The sequence below is a fragment of the Serratia sp. ID 25-353 genome, from assembly GCF_054792795.1.
In genome coordinates this window covers 488,004-509,268 of record NZ_CM139236.1, presented here as the reverse complement: position 1 = coordinate 509,268, position 21,265 = coordinate 488,004, and the positions used below count along the sequence as shown (strand labels likewise).

24 protein-coding genes are annotated in these 21,265 nt (G+C 58.0%); 12 read left to right on the top strand and 12 right to left on the bottom strand.

Annotated features, from left to right (window positions below):
- Nucleotides 1-131: 131 nt before the first annotated feature.
- Together bamC and dapA are read right to left on the bottom strand one after the other, a co-directional pair.
- Nucleotides 132-1,184, bottom strand: coding sequence for an outer membrane protein assembly factor BamC (gene bamC / locus ACYF6X_RS02345; RefSeq protein WP_033648812.1), 1,053 nt, complete (start codon nt 1,182-1,184; stop codon nt 132-134).
- A 16-nt stretch (nt 1,185-1,200) separates the two neighbouring features.
- The gene (gene dapA, locus ACYF6X_RS02340; protein WP_130018174.1) at nt 1,201-2,082 is read right to left on the bottom strand and encodes a 4-hydroxy-tetrahydrodipicolinate synthase; all 882 of its coding nucleotides are present in this window, start codon (nt 2,080-2,082) and stop codon (nt 1,201-1,203) included.
- A gap of 110 nt (nt 2,083-2,192) precedes the next feature.
- Between dapA and ACYF6X_RS02335 the strand changes: the two genes are divergently transcribed.
- Entirely contained in the window at nt 2,193-2,798 is a 606-nt protein-coding gene (locus ACYF6X_RS02335) for a glycine cleavage system transcriptional repressor (protein WP_369919484.1), read from the top strand.
- Between the two features lie 2 nt (nt 2,799-2,800).
- Complete coding sequence (gene bcp, locus ACYF6X_RS02330) at nt 2,801-3,265, top strand: thioredoxin-dependent thiol peroxidase (protein WP_049271993.1); 465 nt, start codon at nt 2,801-2,803, stop codon at nt 3,263-3,265.
- Nucleotides 3,266-3,309: 44 nt separating this feature from the next.
- Here bcp and ACYF6X_RS02325 read toward each other — a convergent pair whose 3' ends face one another.
- Nucleotides 3,310-4,386, bottom strand: coding sequence for an AI-2E family transporter (locus ACYF6X_RS02325; RefSeq protein ID WP_063990467.1), 1,077 nt, complete (start codon nt 4,384-4,386; stop codon nt 3,310-3,312).
- Nucleotides 4,387-5,240: 854 nt separating this feature from the next.
- Here ACYF6X_RS02325 and ACYF6X_RS02320 point away from each other — a divergent pair.
- Nucleotides 5,241-5,456 carry a hypothetical protein gene (locus tag ACYF6X_RS02320; protein ID WP_063990468.1) on the top strand — a complete coding sequence of 72 codons (216 nt, stop codon included), beginning with the start codon at nt 5,241-5,243 and terminating at the stop codon, nt 5,454-5,456.
- Nucleotides 5,457-5,524: 68 nt separating this feature from the next.
- Here ACYF6X_RS02320 and ACYF6X_RS02315 read toward each other — a convergent pair whose 3' ends face one another.
- Nucleotides 5,525-7,720: a TonB-dependent receptor gene (locus ACYF6X_RS02315; RefSeq protein WP_130018173.1), complete on the bottom strand. Its 2,196-nt coding sequence runs from the start codon at nt 7,718-7,720 to the stop codon at nt 5,525-5,527.
- A 56-nt stretch (nt 7,721-7,776) separates the two neighbouring features.
- Entirely contained in the window at nt 7,777-8,859 is a 1,083-nt protein-coding gene (locus ACYF6X_RS02310) for a YncE family protein (RefSeq protein WP_107227872.1), read from the bottom strand.
- 391 nt (nt 8,860-9,250) lie between these two features.
- On the opposite strand from ACYF6X_RS02310, the gene ACYF6X_RS02305 reads away from it, so the two are divergent.
- Entirely contained in the window at nt 9,251-9,703 is a 453-nt protein-coding gene (locus ACYF6X_RS02305) for a GNAT family N-acetyltransferase (RefSeq protein ID WP_130018172.1), read from the top strand.
- A gap of 113 nt (nt 9,704-9,816) precedes the next feature.
- Nucleotides 9,817-10,245, top strand: coding sequence for a TOBE domain-containing protein (locus ACYF6X_RS02300; protein WP_063990472.1), 429 nt, complete (start codon nt 9,817-9,819; stop codon nt 10,243-10,245).
- A 35-nt stretch (nt 10,246-10,280) separates the two neighbouring features.
- On the opposite strand, the gene ACYF6X_RS02295 is transcribed toward ACYF6X_RS02300, so the two are convergent.
- Nucleotides 10,281-10,898, bottom strand: coding sequence for a LysE family translocator (locus tag ACYF6X_RS02295; RefSeq protein WP_004941674.1), 618 nt, complete (start codon nt 10,896-10,898; stop codon nt 10,281-10,283).
- 195 nt (nt 10,899-11,093) lie between these two features.
- Here ACYF6X_RS02295 and ACYF6X_RS02290 point away from each other — a divergent pair, with 195 nt between their 5' ends.
- On the top strand, nt 11,094-11,555 hold the full coding sequence (locus ACYF6X_RS02290; protein ID WP_063990473.1) for an Lrp/AsnC family transcriptional regulator: 462 nt from the start codon (nt 11,094-11,096) through the stop codon (nt 11,553-11,555).
- A gap of 34 nt (nt 11,556-11,589) precedes the next feature.
- On the opposite strand, the gene ACYF6X_RS02285 is transcribed toward ACYF6X_RS02290, so the two are convergent.
- Nucleotides 11,590-12,798: an NAD(P)/FAD-dependent oxidoreductase gene (locus tag ACYF6X_RS02285; protein ID WP_130018171.1), complete on the bottom strand. Its 1,209-nt coding sequence runs from the start codon at nt 12,796-12,798 to the stop codon at nt 11,590-11,592.
- 159 nt (nt 12,799-12,957) lie between these two features.
- Nucleotides 12,958-13,497 carry an RrF2 family transcriptional regulator gene (locus tag ACYF6X_RS02280; RefSeq protein WP_025303838.1) on the bottom strand — a complete coding sequence of 180 codons (540 nt, stop codon included), beginning with the start codon at nt 13,495-13,497 and terminating at the stop codon, nt 12,958-12,960.
- Nucleotides 13,498-13,836: 339 nt separating this feature from the next.
- On the opposite strand from ACYF6X_RS02280, the gene bepA reads away from it, so the two are divergent.
- The 4 genes from bepA to ACYF6X_RS02260 all read left to right on the top strand — a co-directional run bounded on the left by bepA (nt 13,837) and on the right by ACYF6X_RS02260 (nt 16,670).
- Nucleotides 13,837-15,306: a beta-barrel assembly-enhancing protease gene (gene bepA, locus ACYF6X_RS02275; RefSeq protein WP_038873698.1), complete on the top strand. Its 1,470-nt coding sequence runs from the start codon at nt 13,837-13,839 to the stop codon at nt 15,304-15,306.
- A gap of 20 nt (nt 15,307-15,326) precedes the next feature.
- Entirely contained in the window at nt 15,327-15,680 is a 354-nt protein-coding gene (gene arsC / locus ACYF6X_RS02270) for an arsenate reductase (glutaredoxin) (RefSeq protein WP_033648817.1), read from the top strand.
- A gap of 200 nt (nt 15,681-15,880) precedes the next feature.
- Entirely contained in the window at nt 15,881-16,111 is a 231-nt protein-coding gene (locus ACYF6X_RS02265) for a hypothetical protein (protein ID WP_074181238.1), read from the top strand.
- Between the two features lie 13 nt (nt 16,112-16,124).
- A complete protein-coding gene (locus tag ACYF6X_RS02260) occupies nt 16,125-16,670 on the top strand; it encodes a helix-turn-helix transcriptional regulator (protein WP_063990477.1) in 546 nt (181 codons plus the stop codon).
- Nucleotides 16,671-16,677: 7 nt separating this feature from the next.
- Here the strand turns inward: ACYF6X_RS02260 and hda are convergent, their stop codons facing one another.
- Nucleotides 16,678-17,379 carry a DnaA inactivator Hda gene (hda, locus tag ACYF6X_RS02255; RefSeq protein ID WP_025159568.1) on the bottom strand — a complete coding sequence of 234 codons (702 nt, stop codon included), beginning with the start codon at nt 17,377-17,379 and terminating at the stop codon, nt 16,678-16,680.
- 272 nt (nt 17,380-17,651) lie between these two features.
- Between hda and ACYF6X_RS02250 the strand changes: the two genes are divergently transcribed.
- Entirely contained in the window at nt 17,652-18,167 is a 516-nt protein-coding gene (locus ACYF6X_RS02250; RefSeq protein ID WP_063990478.1) for a hypothetical protein, read from the top strand.
- A gap of 33 nt (nt 18,168-18,200) precedes the next feature.
- Nucleotides 18,201-18,449, top strand: coding sequence for a GlsB/YeaQ/YmgE family stress response membrane protein (locus ACYF6X_RS02245; protein ID WP_016926728.1), 249 nt, complete (start codon nt 18,201-18,203; stop codon nt 18,447-18,449).
- Between the two features lie 34 nt (nt 18,450-18,483).
- Here the strand turns inward: ACYF6X_RS02245 and ACYF6X_RS02240 are convergent, their stop codons facing one another.
- The 3 genes from ACYF6X_RS02240 to upp form a co-directional block, all read right to left on the bottom strand.
- A complete protein-coding gene (locus tag ACYF6X_RS02240) occupies nt 18,484-19,134 on the bottom strand; it encodes a DUF421 domain-containing protein (RefSeq protein WP_019452427.1) in 651 nt (216 codons plus the stop codon).
- Nucleotides 19,135-19,242: 108 nt separating this feature from the next.
- Entirely contained in the window at nt 19,243-20,532 is a 1,290-nt protein-coding gene (gene uraA, locus ACYF6X_RS02235) for a uracil permease (protein WP_107227868.1), read from the bottom strand.
- A 76-nt stretch (nt 20,533-20,608) separates the two neighbouring features.
- Nucleotides 20,609-21,235, bottom strand: coding sequence for a uracil phosphoribosyltransferase (upp, locus tag ACYF6X_RS02230; protein ID WP_038873707.1), 627 nt, complete (start codon nt 21,233-21,235; stop codon nt 20,609-20,611).
- Between the last annotated feature and the right edge of the window lie 30 nt (nt 21,236-21,265).

The following is a 21,265-nucleotide window of genomic DNA, read 5'->3' as shown; positions in this document are numbered from 1 at the left end:
CGCGGCCCGAAATTAGGGGGTATAGAATTGACCTAATGAATTCTTTGGCGTGCCGGACACTATTGTGCCAAACCTGCGACGCAAACGATACCGTATCGATAAAACAAAAAGGGGCCGAAGCCCCTTTTTGATTAGTTAACGCTGGTTTTACTGAAGGCAGACTGGAATGCCGCCACCAGTGCGTCGTTTTTCGACTGGGTCAGCGGTTTGCCTTTCGGATCGATAAATTGCAGGCTGGTGCGGTTGTTAAGATCGCCGACCTGCAGTTTGTAATCGCCTTCCGCCAGTTCAGGATCCTTGACGCCCAACGCATCCCAATCGCTGCTGCTCAGGGACTTGTAGGTCACGGCGACGGTGCCCTGCGGACGGCTGCGGTCACCCACTTTCATCCCCAGTTTTTCGAGCGCCGGCGGCAGGCGATCCCACACGACGGTGTACGGGCCGCGCACCACCAGCATCGGCAGGCCGGTGTCATCGGCGCCGCTCTGCACATCCAGCGCGCCGAAGCGGCTGGCGGTCTGGCTGCTCGCCAGGTTGTCCTGCTTGTCCAGGCCTTCGATCAGGGTGTTGATCATCATGCCGTTGTAGCGCTGGATCTCAGACTGATCGGTCACCTGCTCGGTCTTGCCCTGCTGCTGCAGGCCAACGCTTTTCACCACCAGCGCCTGCTGGTAGCCCTGCTGCTGCACGCTGATCTGATAACGGCCTTCGTACTGGTTGTCTTCGTCCAGACGGTTCCACTTCACCCAGTCGGTGGTCAGGGTCTGACCGGCGTCCTGGCGGGAAGCGATCGCGATGTTCTTCGCCTGCAGCAGGCTGACCACGCGCGACCACAGGTTCTGGTTCTGCGGGCTGTTTTCCAGCAGCAGCGTGCCGCTGTCGCCGGCGTATTGCGCGCGTGAACCGCTCAGCAGCGCCAGCGGCTGCACCGGCGGACGAATGTCCAGCTGCTTGCCGACGTTGCCTTGCAGCGTCGTGGCGGGAACGTCATAGTTGCCGCTCTGCACCGGCAGGATCATGCCGGACGGCGCGTTCAGCGCCTTGAGCGGAGCCGCGTCGAGGTAGGCCTCGTCGCCGCTGACCTGGCGCTTGTAGCGCTGATCGCTGCTGCAGGCTGCCAGCATCATCACCAAAGAGATGCCCACTACTTTTGCTACCGTCGACTTTTGCAATGAATAAGCCATCAAATTTCCCTTAGAGTTACAGCAAACCGACGCTTTTCAGCGCGCGCTCCACCACCGGGCGGGCGGCTTCGCTCAACGGCGTCATCGGCAGACGCAGCGTATCGGTTGCCATCAATCCCAACGCCTTACAGGCCCACTTCACCGGAATTGGGTTTGCTTCTACAAATAGATCCTGATGCAACGGCATCAAGCGCTGATTTAAGCGGCGCGCGTCGGCAAACTTGCCCTGCGCCGCCAGCGCGCAAAGTTCCGCCATTTCGCGGGCGGCCACGTTGGCCGTCACGGAAATCACCCCTTTGCCGCCCAGTTGCATGAAGTCCAGCCCGCTGGCGTCGTCGCCGCTCAGCAAGATGAAGTCTTCATCGTCAACCAGCACTTGGATCTGACTAACGCGACTTAAGTTCCCCGTCGCTTCTTTTACAGCAACAATATTCTTGATTTTTGCCAGCCGAGCGATGGTCGGCGGCAGCAAGTCGCAGCCGGTGCGCGAAGGCACGTTGTACAGGATCTGCGGCAGATCGGTGCTCTCGGCGATCGCCTTGAAGTGCTGATACAGCCCTTCCTGCGTCGGCTTATTGTAGTACGGCGTCACCGTCAGGCAGCCCACTACGCCGGTATTGGCGAAGCGGGTGGTGAGCGCGATGGCTTCGGCGGTGGCGTTGGCGCCGGTGCCAGCGATCACCGGAATGCGGCCGTCGGCCAGCTCCAGCGTCTGCAGCACCACGTCAACGTGCTCGTCATGGGCAAGCGTTGCGGACTCGCCGGTGGTCCCTACGGAAACGATCGCCGCGGTGCCACTGGCTACATGATAATCGATCAATTTTTTCAGGCTCGCGCGATCGACAGCACCTTTGTCGTCCATCGGCGTAACCAGTGCAACAATACTTCCCGTAAACATTGGCCGTCCCCTCCACAAACAAGTCACTCATGGTACTTTTGCTGCCTATCCAAAAGCAAGCGCACAACCGCGTTGTAAGCGCTTGGCAGGCGGTTTTTTTTATGTTTACCATGGTAACCCCATTAAGCACGACAGGAAGCGCTATTTTGCCTCAGTCAGACGAACACTATCTCGTGATTACCGCGCTCGGCGCCGACCGCCCCGGAATCGTCAATACCATCACCCGCCACGTCAGCAGTTGCGGATGCAATATCGAAGATAGCCGTCTGGCCATGCTGGGAGAGGAGTTCACGTTCATCATGCTGCTGTCCGGCAGTTGGAACGCCATCACCCTGATCGAATCCACCCTGCCGCAAAAAGGCGCGGAGCTGGATCTGCTGATCGTGATGAAGCGCACAAACTCGCACGAAAGGCCGCCGATGCCGGCCACGGTGTGGGTGCAGGTGGAAGTGAAGGACTCGCCGCACATCATCGAACGCTTTACCGATCTGTTCGACTCCAGCCAGATGAATATCGCCGAACTGGTCTCGCGCACGCAGCCAGCGGAGGGCGACCTGCCGCCGCAGCTGTATATCCAAATCACCGCCCACAGCTCCGGCGATCGGGACGCCTCAAATATTGAGCAAGCCTTCCATCGCCTATGTACAGAATTGAACGCGCAAGGCAGTATTAGCGTGGTGAACTATCCACAGCATGACGAGAAAGATGGAGAGTAGTGATGAGCCCATTGAAAGCCGGTGACACAGCGCCGAAATTTAGTTTGCCTGACCAGGACGGTGAGGAAATTAATTTGGCCGACTTCCAGGGACAGCGAGTATTGGTCTATTTCTATCCGAAGGCGATGACGCCGGGCTGCACCGTGCAAGCCTGCGGCCTGCGGGACAACATGGACGAATTGAAAAAGGTCGGCGTCGAAGTGCTGGGCATCAGCACCGACAAGCCGGAAAAACTGTCGCGCTTCGCCGAAAAGGAGCTGCTCAACTTCACGCTGTTGTCTGATGAAGATCATCAGGTGTCGCAACAGTTTGGCGTGTGGGGCGAGAAAACCTTCATGGGCAAGACCTACGACGGCATTCACCGCATCAGCTTCCTGATCGATGGCAAAGGCAAGATTGAAAAAGTGTTTGATGATTTCAAAACCACCAATCACCACGACATCGTTCTGAGCTACCTGCAGCAGTAATTCTCACGAAGCGCAGCGGCCTGCTGCGCTTCGTTTCTTCCCTGTCAACCGGCCTTGTCTTCCACTTCGACCCGCAGTTCATCCGGCCAGGCGTGGATCACCGCCTTCACCAGCGTCGCCAGCGGTATGGCGAAAAACACGCCCCAAAAGCCCCACATCCCGCCGAACACGATCACCGACAGGATAATCACCAGCGGATGCAGGTTGACCGCTTCGGAGAACAAAATGGGCACCAGCAGGTTGCCGTCCAGCCCCTGCACCACCAGATAGGCGACGATCAGCGTCCAGAAATCGGCGCCGACGCCCCACTGGAACAGCGCCACCACCACCACCGGTATGGTGACCAGCACCGCGCCGATGTAAGGGATCAACACCGAGAAGCCCACCAGCACCGCCAGCAGCAGCGAGTAGCGCATGTCCAGCACGGCGAACACCAGGTAGGTCGCCACGCCGACAATCACCATCTCCAGCACCTTGCCACGAATGTAGTTGGTGATCTGCTGATTCATTTCGTTCCAGACCTGCCCCGCCAGGCCGCGATTGCGCGGCAGCACGCGGCGCACCGCGTTCAGCAGCTGTTCTTTGTCCTTCAACAGGAAGAACATCATCATCGGCACCAGGATCAGGTAGATAGCCAGCGTCAGCAGGCCGACCAGCGACGCCAGCGAGAATTTCACCACCGACTCACCCATGCCGGACAGCCGGCTGCGCAGATTTTCCGCCATCATGTCGATGATGCCGGCATCTACCAGCGCCGGATAACGCTTCGGCAGCGTCGCGGCGAAGTTATAGAACTGGTTGAGCATACCCGGCAGATCGCTCATCAGATTGATGCCCTGTTGCCAGGCGGTCGGTGCGACGACGAACACCAGCAGCATGGCGATGCCCGCGAACACCAGCAGCATGATGCTCGCCGCCCAGGTGCGCGAACAGCCGATGCGCTGCAGGCGTGCGGTCGGCCACTCCAGCAGATAGGCCAGCACGATGGCGACCAGCAACGGGGTCAGAATGCCGTGCAGAAAATAGAGAATAAGGAACCCGGCGACCAGGATCACCAGCAGCGCGATAGCCTGCGGATCGGTGAAGCGGCGGCGGTACCACTGTAATAACATCTCCAGCATCAGAGCGGGCTCCTCGAGATTTGGCGGGCGGGCATGGCGATTCCTGTGATGGGCCTGATTAAAGCATAGATACAACGGACGCACGCGAGGTGTGCAAAGCACTCAGAGTACTCAAAGTTCGCCATACATCAACAGCGATTTGGCTGATTTTATCGCGCGGGCAGGCGATCGACGCAAAAAACCGCAGACGCGGCGACAGGCGCGGTGAGCGGCCCCGAGCGGGGCCGCGGAAGATTACAGCGAGGTACCGATGGAAAGGGGCGAACCGACCGCCAATGCGAACAACAACACACAGCCAATCGCGATCGCCGCCGCCAGATCATTTTTCATTGTCCCGTCCCCTGATGCTTAAACTGGTTATCGTCACGAACTCTGTCGGTTCTACGTTGAAAGCCTTTGCCGATGCACGTCATTAAAAACCCCCGCCTAAGCGGGGGAGAAAACGTTCTGGTGCATCAAGTGTTACAAGGAGGTCATGAGGGATTGCTAACCCTAAATGACTATTTCAAGCTAGGATTATTCTCAGAGCATGGCAAGCGATCGCGTCGAGGTTATCCGCACTTTGAGATAAACCTCATAAAAAAATCCCGCACGGCAGCGGGATGAAGGGATGATAACGTCATGAATTTTTTATGCAGACAATGAGGCGGTATTGTCGTCATTTGGCGACAATACCGCGCCGACACGGTGGTCACAAGGGAAATTTGGCCACGGTCAGGAAATCAGAATTTCGCCAATGTCCGCGATCGTACGCCAGTCAGCATCAACGAAAAAATGGGATTTTCGTCAGACAGTCGCCGGGCAAAAACCGGTAGCATGGCCGATAAAATCCCAAACGCCGTAGGGGAAAAAAGATGAACAGCAAACCGTGTGAATTTGATGAAGCCATCTGCCTGGCGATCGGGCGTGGCATTTGCGAAGTCGTGAAGATAGGGGATGAAATCAGCGTCTTCTCCCTGCTGGAAGCTATCGAGTGCTTCATCGAACGGCAGGCGCTCAGCGAAAGCGAAATCGCGGCGGCGGACGACGCGCTGGATTTGATCAGCGTCCTCACCCATCGGTCATGCTGAAAAACGCCCCCCGGTGGCGAAGGAACCGGCGACCCATCGCATGTGGGCCGCCGTCGTTTCTGTATCGATTAGAAGTCGTAAGTTACCGACGCTTTCAGCGTCCTCGCCTGTCCCTGGAAGACGTAAGTGCCATTGCTTTCTACGCCAGACCAATACTTCTCATTCGTGACGTTGTCCAACCCCACACGCCATACCAGCGTATTTTGATCCTCATTCAAACGCATGCGATAGCGAAGGCCGAGATCCAGGGTCGTGAAACTATCGAGCTTTTTGGTATTGGCGGAGTCGGCATATTGCGAACCGGTATGCCGCACTTTCGCCGTTGCCGTCAGGCCATCTACCGGCTTGATATCGTACTCCGCTCCCAGCACCGCGTAGAAGTGCGCTACGCCGATAGCGTCTTTGCCATCGTTACGACCGCCCTGGGTTTTGGTCAGCTCGGGCGAAAGCCAGGTAGCGCTGCCGTTGAGGCGCAGGCCGAATGCCGGTTCGCCGAACACATTCAATTCCACGCCGCGGTTGCGTTGTTCGCCGTTCAACGTGTAGTAGTTGTTACTGTCGATCAGGGTGGCCGGCTTTTTGATTTCAAACAGCGCCAACGAGCCGCCCACGCGTTCGAAATCAACTTTCACGCCCATTTCATTTTGCTTGGAACGGGCGATACCGGTACTCTGCCCGAAGTTAGCCGCCTCTTTCGGCGCGATGCCGCCAGGCTGTAACGCCTCGGTATGGTTGGCATAAAGCGACACCGTTTCCCACGGCTTGTAGACCAGCCCGAACGTCGGCATCCAGCGGCTTTGCGTATAACGGGAGGCGGTATCCTCCAGGCCGGTGGCGTTGCTGTAATTACGCACCACCACTTTCTGATGGCGCGCGGCCGCCGTTAACAACACCCGGTCGCCGAAAAAGCCCAACGTATCGCTGAATAACCAGCCCTGCGTCCGGTTGCGCGCCGTGGTCAGCGGATCGCTGTAGTTGCCGCCGAAATAGGCGTTGTCCGGTATTGCGACATCATGGTTATCGTAGATATTGGTCGTCGGATTGTTGGCGGACATGCGCCACGCGGTTTTGTCGCGTTTAATCTGTGCGGAATAGCCGACGTTGACCCGATGCGAAACCGCCCAGGTCGTGAACTTGCCCTCAAGCCCCGCCATGCCGCTGAAAGCGTCGATGATGCGATTGGTGTCCAGGCGCCCAACCGTGGCGTCGCCGTTGGCGTTGATGAGCTTCGGCGCGCTGTAAACACCGGTTTCATGGCCGTGCTGCGCGCCCAACCCGGCATAGGCCTTCCAGCCGCGGGTTAAATCATATTCCGCTTTCGCCATGCCGAATTCGTTCTCGATATCGCTGTAGCCCCACTGCTGACTGTAATTTTTACGGGTGTCAGGCACCGCGGGTACCACATCGATGCCGCTGATGTTTACCCCCATCGTTCCGCCATGGAAGGTCTTTTTCTGATAACCGAAGTCCAACGATGAACGGAAACGATCGCCGCGATAGTCCAGCCCGACCGATGCCAGCGTGGTGCGCCGCTTATCATCCTCAACCGCCGTTTCCCCCTCTCGGTGCACCAGGTTGACGCGAGCGCCAAACTGGTTGTCGTCACCGAAACGGCGGCCCAGATCCAGCTTGCCGCCCACCTGAGAGTCGGAGGTGTAGTCGATACCGATCTGAGTGGTCGGCGTTTCTTCCGCCCGCTTCGGTTCAAGATTGATCATGCCGCCAACGCCGCTGGAAGCCAGGCCGTTCAGCAAGGCGTTCGCCCCTTTGAAGATCTCAACCCGCTCCAGCATCTGGGTATCCACTACCTGACGCGGCACTACGCCCGGCAGCCCGCCCATCGTCATGTCGTCGCCGTCCAGTTGGAAACCGCGGATGCGATAGGTTTCGGCGAAGTTACCGTATCCCTGCACCGCCTGCACTCCCGCATCGTTGCTGACCACGTCGGCGATGGTCTTCGCCTGCTGATCCTGTACCAGCTTTGCGGTATAGCCTATGACGTTGAACGGAACGTCCATCGCTTTCTGTTCACCCAGCATCCCCAGGCGGCCGCCGTGGGCGACCTGTCCATCCAGGTAGGCGGGGACCAAATCATTGCCGCCGGAGTTGAAATCGGCGTGTTTTTCGGCCCGGACGACCAGGGTGTCCTCCCGGTTTTTCTTGGCGTCGCCGTCTGCGGCCAGTGCGCCCTGGCTCAGCGCGCCGATAGTCAGCGCCAGCAGCGTTTTACGTAAAGGGAAATTCGTTGTACTGGTGTTGTGCATAATTCACTCATGAATGAGGATAAAAGTTAAATGGCCCGTCGCCGGGCCGATGGGGCTTATTTATTCAACGCGATGCGAACCACGCTGTCCGGCCCCTGAGTGGAATGATCTTTGTTAAACGGTTGTTTGACCGTAACGAACAATGTCTGGCCGTCTGCCGACAACAACAAGCTGTTTGGATTCGGCGGCAGCGCCCAGCGCTGTTTCACCGCATAGGTCGTCGCATCCAGGCTCAGTACATTGCCGGATTCACGCTGCGAGATATAAATTTCGTTGCGCCGTGAATTGAAAACGACAGCCAAAGAGTCGCCCACATCAAGCCGCTTCAATAACTTTCCGGTGTGAATATCCAAGACCAGCGTGGTCTTCGCCTTGGAGTTGTCAGTGACGAACAAACGACCGGTAGCCTCGTCCTCCGCCATATTGAGCAGCAGTGCCGGTTGGTCTCCCAACGGTTTCCAGCGTTTTTCGATGCGGTTGGAACGCGGGTTGATCACCAGGATCTCGCCGCTGCCATTGGCGGCATACACGCGTTGGGTCTGTTCGGAGTAATGCAGGCCGGTCATCCATTTTCCGGTATTTTTAATGCGCGTTTTCAGCTTGAGCGATTCGGCATCAACCACCCAAATTTGCGCCGGATCGGCCACCGCCCCCACATACAGCGTGTTGTTGTGAGCCAGGATTTGGCGCGCACCATACGGCAACCCTTTCTCATTGCGCTCGCTGAACAGCAAACGCCCTTTCACCTTACCGTCGGCAGCGCCGATTGCGCTGATACCGCCGTCCAGCGAATTGCTGACATAAAGGGTTTTCCCATCCTCAGAGGCCTGCATGGCGAAATTTTTCAGATCGGTATGCGTCGTGCCAAGGGTTTTCAGAGTCTTGGCGTCCAGCTTATAGACCACGCCGCCCTGCACAGCTTTAAAACTTTCGGCGCTGGCGACGTACAGCGCATCTCCCCCTGGCGTCAGCGCCATTTCATACAAGCCATAAGCCAGTTGGCGTTTGACGACGCTGTCGGATTGCGCCGCTTGCGCGAGAGGTTGCACAGCAGGAGAAGAGGACGTGGTTTGGTGCGGCGCGCAGCCGCTGAGCGCCATACCCGTCAGCAGGGCGAGCACAGAGATTTTCATTTTCATCGGGGAAATCCTTGACCATTTAAAACGGCGTTAACGGGGGCTCTGCAGTTTAGTTTTGAGCTTTCTCATAACGAGAAATGAGCGCCACCGCGCGTCTCAGTGTTTCCCTGTGAATCAACTATCACGCTAATGCAGGCTAATAACTCCTTCATGCGCCCGCGAACAACAAAGAGAATGAGAAACATACTCATTATTATTTACGCAATCAAGCGTAAATATTTTCCTTCCCTCTCTAAAAGTCATGGCGGTATCTCGTATTATCAAAGCCAATACGTCAGCTATCGATCGCGGTGCCGGGCATGATTATCTCGCCTTACACCGTGGATAGACTGCCTCACCCTGCGTACAGGCAATTAACGGCAAACGAGCAGACAACAGGAGAAGAACCCTCATGACAACGCCTGCCCCACGGGAGTGGCAGCGTGCGGACTATCTCGTCAGCACCGATCCCGCCCTGCTGGATCTCGATGCCATTCATGCGTTTCTGACCCGTTCATCCTGGGCAGAAGGCATTGATAAAGAGACCGTTCGCCAGTCCCTCGCCCACAGCCTGTGTTTCGGTTTGTATCACGATGCCAGGCAAATCGGTTTCGCCCGGCTGGTCACCGATTACGCCACCTTCGGCTATCTGTGCGACGTGTACGTGCTGGAGACGCATCAAAAAAGCGGACTGGGCCTGTGGCTGGCAGAATGTTGCCAGGCCCATCCGCTGATGGCGACGCTGCGGCGAGTCATGCTGGTCACCAGCACCGCCCCTTGGCTCTATGAAAAAGTGGGCTATAGCGCCATTAACCGTCCCGATTTTGTCTGGCAGATCGCCCGGCCGGACATCTATCGGCGTTAATTTTTAAGTAAGCTCGCTCTGCTCACACTCTTTCCCCGCGGCATTGGCAATCGCGGCGGTTAGGGTTCATGCTGGCGAAAAATTTTACCGTTTTCCCTTTTCAAGGAGAGTCTATGCCCGTTTCAGCCCGTAACCAGTTAGCCGGTACCGTGTCCGCCGTCGCTAAAGGGGCCGTCAATGACGAAGTGGAGATCACTTTGCAAGGCGGTGAAAAACTGGTGGCCATCGTCACGGTACAAAGCCAGCAGTCGCTGGGTTTAAGCGTCGGCAAAGAGGCCGTCGCGCTGATTAAAGCGCCGTGGGTGATCCTGGCGACGGAGGATTGCGGTTTGCGTTTTTCCGCCCGCAACCAGTTTGCCGGGGAAGTGATTGCGGTTGAACACGGCGCGGTCAACAGCACCGTACACCTCAAAGCGGATGCCGGTTTTGTGCTGACGTCGGTAATCACCAATGAAAGCCTGCAGGAGATGGCGCTGAAGAACGGTTCGCGCGCCATCGCCCTGATCAAAGCCTCATCGGTGCTGCTCGCCGTCAGAGCCTGATACCGCTTGGCCCGCGCAGGCGGGCCTTCCGTGCCCTATTTCAGCGCCTGTTCGGCCAGCAGCCCGAGGGCGATGACGATCATCGCCGCGCCGGAGATGCGCCCCACGACCTTCGCAGCCTGTGGGCGCGTGCGCAGCACCGACTGCGAACCGAATCCCACCAGCAGATACACCAGGCCGCAGCTGATCAAATGCACGACGCCCAACGCCAGCATCTGCATCGGCACCGACCATTCGGCCCGGGCGTCGGTAAACTGCGGCAGCAGCGCCAAAAACAGCAGAAACACCTTGGGGTTCAGCCCGCTGACGCACACGCCCTTGCCGGCCCAGCGCAGCCAGGAATCGGAACGCTGATCTTCACCGGCGCCAGGCACCGGCGGGTGCAGCAGCATGTTGAAACCGATCCACAAGAGGTAAGCCGCCCCCAACAGGGTGAGCGCCGTCAGCGCCAGCGGGTTGCCGACCAGCAGCGCGCCGACGCCCGCCACCACGATCGCAATCATCAGCAGGTGGCCAAACAGCAAGCCGGCGACGGCGGGCACCACCACCCGGCCGCGAATGCCCGCCGAGATCACATAGGCCCAATCCATACCCGGCGTGATCACCAACAAAATCGACACCGCCCAAAAAGCGGCGAACAGAGCGAGCGTCATGCCGGCGCCCTCTCAAACGCACCGCGCCACACCGAACAGAGAACCATTGCGCTTTCCTCGTGGAAGAAGAACGGCCGCCCGCCTGCCGCGGCGGCCGTCAAAACCGTTCAACAGATGGCAAGAATATCCTCAAGACGTTAAAATGTGCTTTCAATTACTTGCCTGAAATCGGCATAAGCGGGGAAATTCTTCTAAATGGATAAGATTGATCGCAAGATTCTTGCTGAACTGCAGGTCGACGGCCGTTTGTCGGTGACCGAGCTGGCCGATCGTATCGGGTTGAGCGTTTCTCCCTGCCACCGCCGGGTGCGGGCGTTAGAGGAGTCCGGGGTGATCAGGGGTTATCGCGCCCAGCTCGATCCCGGCAGCCTGGGCTATAACTTCTCCGCCCTGGTGTTCGTCACCATGCGCGAAGGCGATCGCCGCGCCGTTGAAACTTTCGAAAACGCCATGATGGATATTCCCCAGGTGGTGCAGGCGCAGCGGCTGTTTGGCGATCCCGACTACCTGTTGCACGTGATCGCCCGCGATCTGCCCGCCTTTCAACAGCTTTACGACGAGAAACTCTCCGCTTTGCCGGGCGTGCAGCGCCTGAGCTCCACGCTGGTGATGAAAACCGTAGTGCCGGAGCGCTCGTTCCTGCCGCTGGGAAAATGACGACGGGAGCGTTGCCGCTCCCGTTTTGACTTCCTTAAGGCACAATCACGAAATCCGGATTGGCGACTGCAAACAGCGCCTCGCGATCCGCCGCCGGTGGATAAATCCACTGCGTGTTGATTTCCTGCTTAATCTTTTTGCCTTCCTGACGGGTAAAGCGCACCTGGCGCTCCCAGCCTTCGGTATATAGCGCCCCCCACGGCCCCAGATCCAAACAGGTCACATACTTCGGCTGGCTGTACGGATGCGTCGGCAAGCCCACGAGTTCCGCCGCCGCATTGTGACCGGCGACGCGGCCGAGGCTCATCGCATGCTGGCAGGTCATCAGGTTATGATTGCCGAGATCGTCCGTAGCGGCTTTCACCGTGTCACCGGTCACGAAAATGCCCGTCGCCGCCGGCGCGCGCAGGAAGGCGTCGCCGATCACCCGGCCGCTGCCGTCGCGCTCGCCAGGGATCTGCTCGGTCAGCGGATGCGCCCGCACGCCCGCCGCCAGGATCACCGTGTTGGCGGCGATGCGCTCACCGTTCGACAGCATGACCCCCTCGTCGTCGATGGCCGAGACGCGCAGGCCGGCCCGCGCTTCCACACCGCACTCCGCCAACGCCTGGCGTATCACCGCCCCCGGCTCCGCCCCCATCCCGGCGCCCACTTCCGGCGCGGTATCGACGATCACCACGCGCACGTTCTCGTCTTTACCCAGCGCATCCCGCAGCCGCTGCGGCATCTCCGCCGCGCTCTCCAGCCCGGTCAGCCCTGCGCCCACCACCACGGCAGTGTTGCGCGCCGGCGTCGACGGTTTGGCCGCCAGCGCTTTGATATGGGCATCCAAACGCTGCGCGCTTTCCAGCGTATCGACGTTGAAACCGTATTCGGCAAAGCCCGGCACCGCAGGTACGGAGAGCCGACTGCCGGTGGCCCACACCAGGCGGTCATAGGCCAATTCAAGGGTTTCCCCCGTCGCCTGCGCCACCGTGAGCGTCTTGGCGGCGGCATCGATGCGCTCTACCGCCCCGGCCAGGTGCCGCACGCCGACGGCGGCAAGCTGCGCGGAAATGTCCGGATTCATGTTTTCCAACACCGCTTCATACAGGCGCGGCCGGATGGTGACCGTTGGCGTCGGCGAAACCATCAGCACCTCGATGTCGTCATGCTTACCGGCAAGGGTAATGGCGCGCATGGCGGACACGGCGGCCCAAAAACCGGCAAAACCGGAACCGGCAATCACTATTTTCTGCGTCATGGGATGACTCCTTCATACAGGGTTAACCGGGCGATAAGACTGCCCGCAGTTTTTTCGGATGAACGATGCCGTTCCGCTCCCGTAACAGGGTGCAGAAGGCTCGCCCGCCCCTTCCGAAGAGGCGGGAAAAGTGTGTTTCGCTTTAAGGAAAAGTGGCGCTTAGGTCTTGGCGCGCGCCGTTTTGCCGCTGCGCGCGGTGCGTTCCGTCATGCGCTCGTCGAGCCAGAGGTTGACCTCGCCGAAGAAGCCTTGCGGCGCTTTGCGGCCAAAGCGGGCCGCGACGGCGCCGAGGGTCTGCGCCGCCAGCGCATCGCGCATCGCCTTCTCCGCCTGCAGCATCACCGCATGGATAGCGCATTTGCCGGAGACTGCCCAGTCCGGTGGGGAGTCATCAAACACCGCACAGCGCCCGCGCACCTCCTGGCAATCGAACAGCGGCTTGTGCCCTTCGATGGCGTCGATGATCGCCAGAAAACTGATCTCATCCGCCGGGCGCGCCAGCCGGTAGCCGCCGCGCACCCCTTCGCTGGCGGCGACGATCCCCGCCTTTTCCAGCTTGGGGAAAATCTTGGCCAGAAAGCTGGGAGAGATCCCCTGTAGTTCGGCGAGCTCGCGGCTGCTGAGCGCGCGTTGGTTATCGCCGACCAGCCACAGCAGGCAGTGGATGCCATATTCAACGCTGGTTGTGATGTACGCCATATGTCCGTTTTCGACCGTCAATGAATCTTCAATAACGCAGACTATATGAGTCTGCGTTTATCTTGTCAATAAAACACGGATCAACTTTATCCGCGTTTTATTCGAAATGCATATCGCCAGCGACGAAAAAACGCCCTTCAAAATGAAAAATAAAACTTTTTTGCCCGATCCGCGCCCGGCTAACGTTTCCTTGTCGCCTGCGGCTGACTATGATGTGATGGGTGCCGCCGCCGCGGTTTGTGAGCCGCCGCACTTTCACGCGGATTGCGCCGCGGGAATAAAGAACTCTTGTCTGCTGCTGACGTCTTAGAAATGATTATTTAAGGGAAACGCCTGACTATGACCAACCGGTTGACCAAAACCGCGTTAGCGGTGCTGCTGCTCGGCACGCTGAACGCCACCGCCCTGGCGCCAGCACAGGCGGAAAGCCAGGACCAGTTGCCGGATATGGGCACCTCGGCCGGCGGCACCCTGAGCATTGGACAAGAACTGGCGATGGGCGATTTCTACGTGCGCCAACTGCGCGCCAGCGCCCCGCTGATCAACGATCCGCTGCTGAGCCAGTACATCAACCAACTGGGCAACCGGCTGGTGGCCAGCGCTTATTCGGTGCGCACGCCATTCCATTTCTATCTGGTGCGCAACGACGAGATCAACGCCTTCGCCTTCTTCGGCGGCAACGTGGTGCTGCACTCGGCGCTGTTCCGCGTCAGCGACAACGAAAGCCAGCTGGCTTCAGTGCTGGCGCACGAAATCTCGCACGTCACCCAACGCCACCTGGCGCGCGCAATGGAAGATCAACAGCGCAACGCCCCGCTGACCTGGGTGGGCGCGCTCGGCTCGATCCTGCTGGCGATGGCCAACCCGACCATGGGCATGGCGGCGCTGAGCGGCACCCTGGCTGGTACCCAGCAGGGCATGATCAGCTTTACCCAGTCGAACGAACAGGAAGCCGACCGCATCGGCATTCAGGTGCTGCAGCGCGCCGGTTTCGATCCGGAAGCGATGCCTGACTTCCTGCAAAAACTCTCGGATCAGTCGCGCTACGCCTCCAAACCACCGGAAATGCTGCTGACGCACCCGTTGCCGGACAGCCGCCTTTCCGACGCGCGCAACCGCGCCAACCAAATGCCGAAACACATCGTGCAGTCCTCGCAGGATTACCTGATGGCCAAGGTGCGCGCACTGGGCATGTACAGTTCGGAAGGCTATGGCCTGAACGAAGAACTGCTCGGCTCGCTCAGCAAGGGCAACGTGCGCGAACAGGCGGCCGCCAAATACGGCCGCGCCATCCTGTTCTATGAAGCGAAAAAATACGACGACGCGCGCAACATCATTCAACCGATGCTGGCGCAGGATGCGAAAAACGTCTGGCTGATCGACCTGATGACCGACATCGATCTCGGCCAGAAACGCGCGCCGCAGGCCATCGCCCGCCTGCAGGCGGCCAACGCCGCCCAGAACAACAACCCGGTGCTGCAGCTCAACCTGGCCAACGCCTATGTCGAAGGCAACCAGCCGGCGCAAGCCTCGAAGATCCTGAACCGCTATACCTTTGCCCATCCGGACGATCCGAACGGCTGGGATCTGCTGGCGCAGGCCAGCGCCGCCCAAGGGCTGCGCGATGAAGAGCTGTCGGCCCGCGCCGAAAGCCTGGCGCTGACCGGCCGGCTCGATCAGGCCATCGGCCTGCTCAGCAATGCCAGCTCGCTGCAGAAACTCGGCAGCCTGAAACAGGCGCGCTACGATGCGCGCATCGACCAGCTGCGCCAACTGCAACAGCGTTTCCGCCAATACCAGCGCAGCTGATTCAACAAGGAATGAACGCCATGAAAAACGTCACGATTTACCACAACCCTCGCTGCTCCAAGAGCCGTGAAACCCTGGCGCTGCTGGAGCAGCACGGTGTCGATCCCAAGGTGGTGCTGTATCTTGAAACGCCCCCGTCGGCCGATGAGCTGAAAAAGCTGTTGAAGGAACTGGGCTTCACATCAGCGCGCGATCTGATGCGCAAAAAAGAAGATCTGTACAAGGAGTTGAAGCTGGCGGACGACAGCCTGAGCGAAGAACAGCTGCTGGCGGCGATGACGGCGAACCCGAAACTGATCGAACGCCCGATCGTGGTAAAAGGCAGCAAAGCGCGTATCGGCCGGCCGCCGGAGCAGGTGCTGGAGATTTTGTAATCGTCCGGCAAGTCTCTTATTGAACCGCAAAATACCAATAGCCCTGAACAGGGCTATTTTTAATTGTTTGTTATACAAATACTTTTCATCATCTCCCTCTTCTCCTGCTGCTATGCTGCACAAATGCCGAGCCTCACAGCAAGACAAGCGTTGACAACCGTCAACACCCCATCTACTCTGATCGCATCACTGGACGAGCGATGAAAAAACACCCAGACAAGCACATCCAGGCGGCGTTAGATTACGCCCTTTCTCAGGGCTGGCATTTTCGTCCCAGCAAGGGGCATGCTTTTGGCCGACTGCATTGCGCCTTTGTCGGGCATCAAGAACATATGATGAGCATCTGGAGCACGCCGAAAAATCCCGAGCTGCATGCCAAACAGATCCGACGCAAAGTCGATCACTGCCTGGCGCTGTCGCAGAAAAAATAACCGGAGAATCACCATGACGCTCTATCATTTCTCATTGACGCTGGATGGGGTGACCGCCGATACCGCCGGGTTGGAGGATGCGCTGTATGCGGCGGGATGCGATGACGCGCTGATCTGTTTCTACGGTAAAGCCGTCTACCTGGAGTTCGATAGAGAAAGCGATAACTTTGCGCACGCGATTTGCAGCGCCATCAGTGATATTGAGTCTGCAAATATTGGCGCCAAGGTGATATCGGTAGACTCCAGCCTGGTGGGATTAAGCGATATTGCCGAGCTCACTGAACTGTCGCGTCAGGCGATCGCCATGCTAAAAGACGGGACTCGCGGCCCCGGCGGCTTCCCTTCCCCTATTCAACGGCTCGGCGGCACCTCACCGTTATGGCGCTGGGCTGACGTGGCGGCCTGGTTGGCACGGCAGGGGAAAATCGACCTGCACCTTGCAGACAATGCGCAGTGTCTGGAACATATCAATCTCGCTTTGCAACTGCGAAGCGATCGGCAACGCCAGCAGGTTGAGCACTACTGCTCCCTGCTGGAACACGCGGAAAAACAGGCTTGATGGCTCGCTACAGCCCCAGGATCTCTTTAACGAACGGAATGGTCAGCTTGCGCTGGGCGGTGATCGAGGCGCGATCTAGCTGATCGAGGGTCATAAACAGCGTGCGCATCTCGCGATCCAACCGTTTCAACAGGAAGCGGCCCACGTCTTCCGGCAGCTCGAAACCGCGCAGTTTGCCGCGCAGCTGCAGCGCCAGCAGTTTCTCTTCGTCCGACAGCGGCTGCAGCTTGTATATCTGACCCCAGTCCAGGCGCGAAGCCAGATCCGGTAAACGCAGGTTCAGCTGGCGCGGCGGGCGATCCCCGGTGATGAACAAACGGGTGCGACCGGTTTCCAGGATGCGGTTGTAAAGGTTGAAGATCGCCATCTCCCACTCTTCGTCGCCGGCGATGCATTCGATATTGTCGATGCAGACCAGCGCCAGCTGCTCCATGCCGTCCAACACTTCAGGCACGAAGTAAGCGCGCTTGTCGAGCGGCACATAGCCCACCGCTTCCCCCTTCTGCGAAAGCTCGGCGCAGGCCGCATGCAGCAAATGGCTGCGCCCGCCGCCTTCACGCGACCAAAAATAGATATAGCTGCCATGTTCCTGACGGACGGCGGATTGGATCGCGGCTAATAGGGATGGGTTCTCGCCCGGATAAAAACTGGCGAAAGTTTCATCATCGGGAAGATAAAGTGGCAGTGAAAGCTGTGCCGGCGTATTCAGAGAAGCACCTCAACCAAAACTGGCAGAAAAACGCGGGCAGTTTAACACAGAAAACGGGCGCTGTTGAACCGGCAGGATCTTATGCCGCAATAGTGAGCAATGCCTTAGCACCGTTTAATCGATTGCGGCTCCCTAACCGGCAAGAATAGTCTGATATCAAACCCTAACCCCATGCCCACGCAGGTTAAATTTGTAATTTAAGTAAAATCTGACCTAGTATAGGTAGGCAAAACGCAATCACCATCAACAAGGTTTCTGCAAGGATATAGACGATGAAAGTATGGAATAAAGTGCTGTTAGCCTCCTTTATCGGGTTGTTGGTTGCCGGCTGTGATGACTCTTCCAAGGTTGACGCCAACCTGGATAAAGCCAAAGACAGTGCCGAGCAGATGAAAGACGCCGCCCAGAAAAAAGCGGACGATCTGACGGACAAAGCGAAAGCGACGGCAGATGACATCAAAAAAGAGGCCGCCACGCAGGCAGACCAGCTGAAGGACAAAGCCTCGGCGATTAAAGATGAAGCCGCCAAGCAAGCCGACGCCATCACCAACGACGCCAAGGCCAAGGCCGCCGCGATTAAGGATGACGCCGGCAAACAAAGCCAGCAGTTGGTGGATCAGGCCAAGGCCATCAAGAACGACGCCATCAACGGTGCCAACGATCTGACCGAGCAGGCCAAGGCGAAGACCGAAGCCATCAAGAACAGCGCCGAAAACAAAGCGCAAGAGTTGAAACAAGAGACCGATGCGGCGGTGAACGGCAATACGCAGCCGGCCACCCAGCAGTAAGCTATTCTCAGCCACAAAAGAAAGGAGCAGTAAATGGGGATTATTTCCTGGATTATCTTCGGCCTGATCGCCGGTATTTTGGCTAAGTGGATCATGCCCGGCAAAGACGGCGGCGGCTTTATTCTGACCGTCGTGCTGGGGATCATCGGCGCCGTGGTCGGCGGCTATATCAGCACCTTCTTCGGCTACGGCAAGGTTGACGGCTTCAACTTCGGCAGCTTCGTGGTAGCGGTTATCGGCGCCATCGTGGTGCTGTTCGTGTACCGCAAAATTCGCAGCTAATATGACATTGGGGAGCTGAGGCTCCCCTTTTTCACTATTTAACTATACGTCCGTCATTAAGAATGAATGCTGTCCTACCGTCCCAAAACTCAGCAATAAAAATATCTTTCGGTTCTATGCCGTGTTCACGGATAGTTTGGTTCAACCACTCCTCATCTTTACTAATCTCCTGCAGCTCATAAGGTCTGGCCCTGCCATTTTTCATAATGATAACTGAAGGCAGTTCATTTCCCTCACATACCGCAGTGATCTGACCGCCCGGCTCAATTTGCGCATAGACAATCTCCTGAAAGGCGTGAATCCCCTGCGCATGCAGCTGTGAGGAAACGTTCAAGATGTCGATTTTATTTTTCTTGGCTAAAATATTTTCCATCAAAAAGCGGCCGTTTTTTATAATTGGTATCGGGTTGCCTATAGTGACCGAACGAAAGAAGTTGCAGTGTTTACTGATTGCATTCAACAGAGAAATTAGTCCTACTCCGATAAGTAATACAACGACATACTGGTACAAGGGGATGCTGTCGCTATAGATAACGCCTCCAATAATGCCCCCGAGCACAAAGTTACCGATAAAATCCACTGGGGTCATCTGCGATAGCTGGGTCTTTCCCGACAGGTTCAGGTGGGTGATAACAATGACAAAGCCAATCACAAATTTGAGCAAAATATATCCGTAGTACTCCATACCCTCTTTCCTTTTAACCGATGTTGTTAATGCTATCAGCTACTTTATCCCAACGGATATAATGCAGAAACACGAATAAAAAGGGCAGCCACTGGGCTGCCCTTTTCGTTACTTCTGCTCCGCCGGTTCGTCCGGCGCGTCAAGCACCTCTTCTTCCTTGCGGAACAGGCTGATGACCTTGAACAGCAGGCTCAGGCCAATGCCGACGATGGTCGCCAGCGCCATGCCTTTCAGCTCCGCCGCGCCGATATGCACCTTGGCGCCGCTCACGCCGATGATCAGGATCACCGAGGTCAAAATCAGGTTTTGCGCCTTGTTGTAATCCACTTTGGACTCGATCAGCACGCGAATGCCCGAGGCGCCGATCACGCCGTACAGCAGCAGGGAAACGCCCCCCATTACCGGCACCGGCACCGCCTGGATCGCCGCCGCCAGCTTGCCGATGCAGGACAGCAGGATCGCCAGCACCGCCGCGCCGCCGATCACCCAAGTGCTGTAGACCTTGGTGATAGCCATCACGCCGATATTCTCGCCGTAGGTGGTGTTCGGCGTAGAGCCGAAGAAGCCGGAGAACACCGTCGAGATACCGTTGGCGAACATCGAGCGGTGCAGGCCCGGATCGCGGATCAGGTCTTTTTTCACGATGTTGGCGGTCACCACCAGGTGGCCGACGTGCTCAGCGATCACCACCAGCGCCGCCGGCAGAATGGTGAAGATGGCGAACCACTCAAAGCGCGGGGTGTAGAAGGTCGGCAGCGCGAACCAGTGCGCCTCGCGGATCGGGGTCAAATCCACCACGCCCATGAAGAACGACAGCGCATAGCCCACCAGCACGCCGATCAGGATCGGGATAATCGCCAGGAAGCCGCGGAACAGCACCGAGCCGAGCACCGTGACCCCCAGCGTCACCAGCGAAATGGTGATGGTGGTCGAGTCGGCGCTGGTGCCTTCCGCCGGCAGCAGCCCCGCCATGTTGGCCGCCACGCCCGCCAGCTCCAGCCCGATGACGGCGACGATCGCCCCCATCGCCGCCGGCGGGAACATCACGTCCAGCCAGCCGGTGCCGGCTTTTTTCACGATCAGCGCCACCAGGCAGAACAGCACGCCGCACATGATGAAACCGCCCAACGCCACTTCATAACCGAGCGGCAACAGCAGCAGCACCGGCGAGATAAACGCGAAGCTGGAACCGAGGTAGGCCGGGATTTTGCCTTTACAGATGAACAGATACAGCAGCGTGCCGATGCCGTTGAACAGCAGCACGGTCGCCGGGTTGATCTTGAACAGGATAGGCACCAGCACCGTAGCGCCGAACATGGCGAACAGGTGCTGGAAGCTGAGCGGAATGGTCTGGAGCAGCGGCGGGCGCTCGCTGACGCCGATGGCGCGACGGGTCATGTGTGCTTTTCCTCGGTTTATTGGTTTTATAGGTTTTAGTCAAAAAAAAGCCGACTCGTTAAGTCGGCTTAAATGTTTACTTGGTACCAAATATCTTGTCGCCCGCATCACCCAGGCCAGGCACGATGTAACCCTTGTCGTTCAGGCACTGATCGATGGAGGCGGTGTACAGCTCGACGTCCGGGTGCGCTTTCTCCAGCGCGGCGATGCCTTCCGGCGCCGCCACCAGAACCAGCACCTTGATACTGTGGCAGCCGGCTTTCTTCAGCAGATCGATAGTGGCGATCATCGAACCGCCGGTGGCCAGCATTGGGTCGACGACCAGCGCCATGCGCTCTTCGATGTTGGAAACCAGCTTCTGGAAGTACGGCACCGGCTCCAGAGTTTCTTCGTCGCGGTATACGCCCACCACGCTGATGCGCGCACTCGGCACGTGCTCCAGCACCCCTTCCATCATGCCCAGGCCTGCGCGCAGGATCGGTACTACGGTAATCTTTTTCCCTTTGATCTGCTCCACTTCAACTGGCCCGCACCAGCCTTCGATGGTGACTTTTTCCGTCTCCAGATCGGCGGTCGCTTCATAGGTCAGTAAACTACCCACTTCTGAGGCCAGCTCACGGAAGCGTTTGGTGCTGATGTCATTTTCGCGCATCAGGCCAAGCTTGTGTTTTACCAGCGGGTGTTTCACCTCAACGATCTTCATCATTTTTCTCCTATTAAGGTGGTTGCGGCC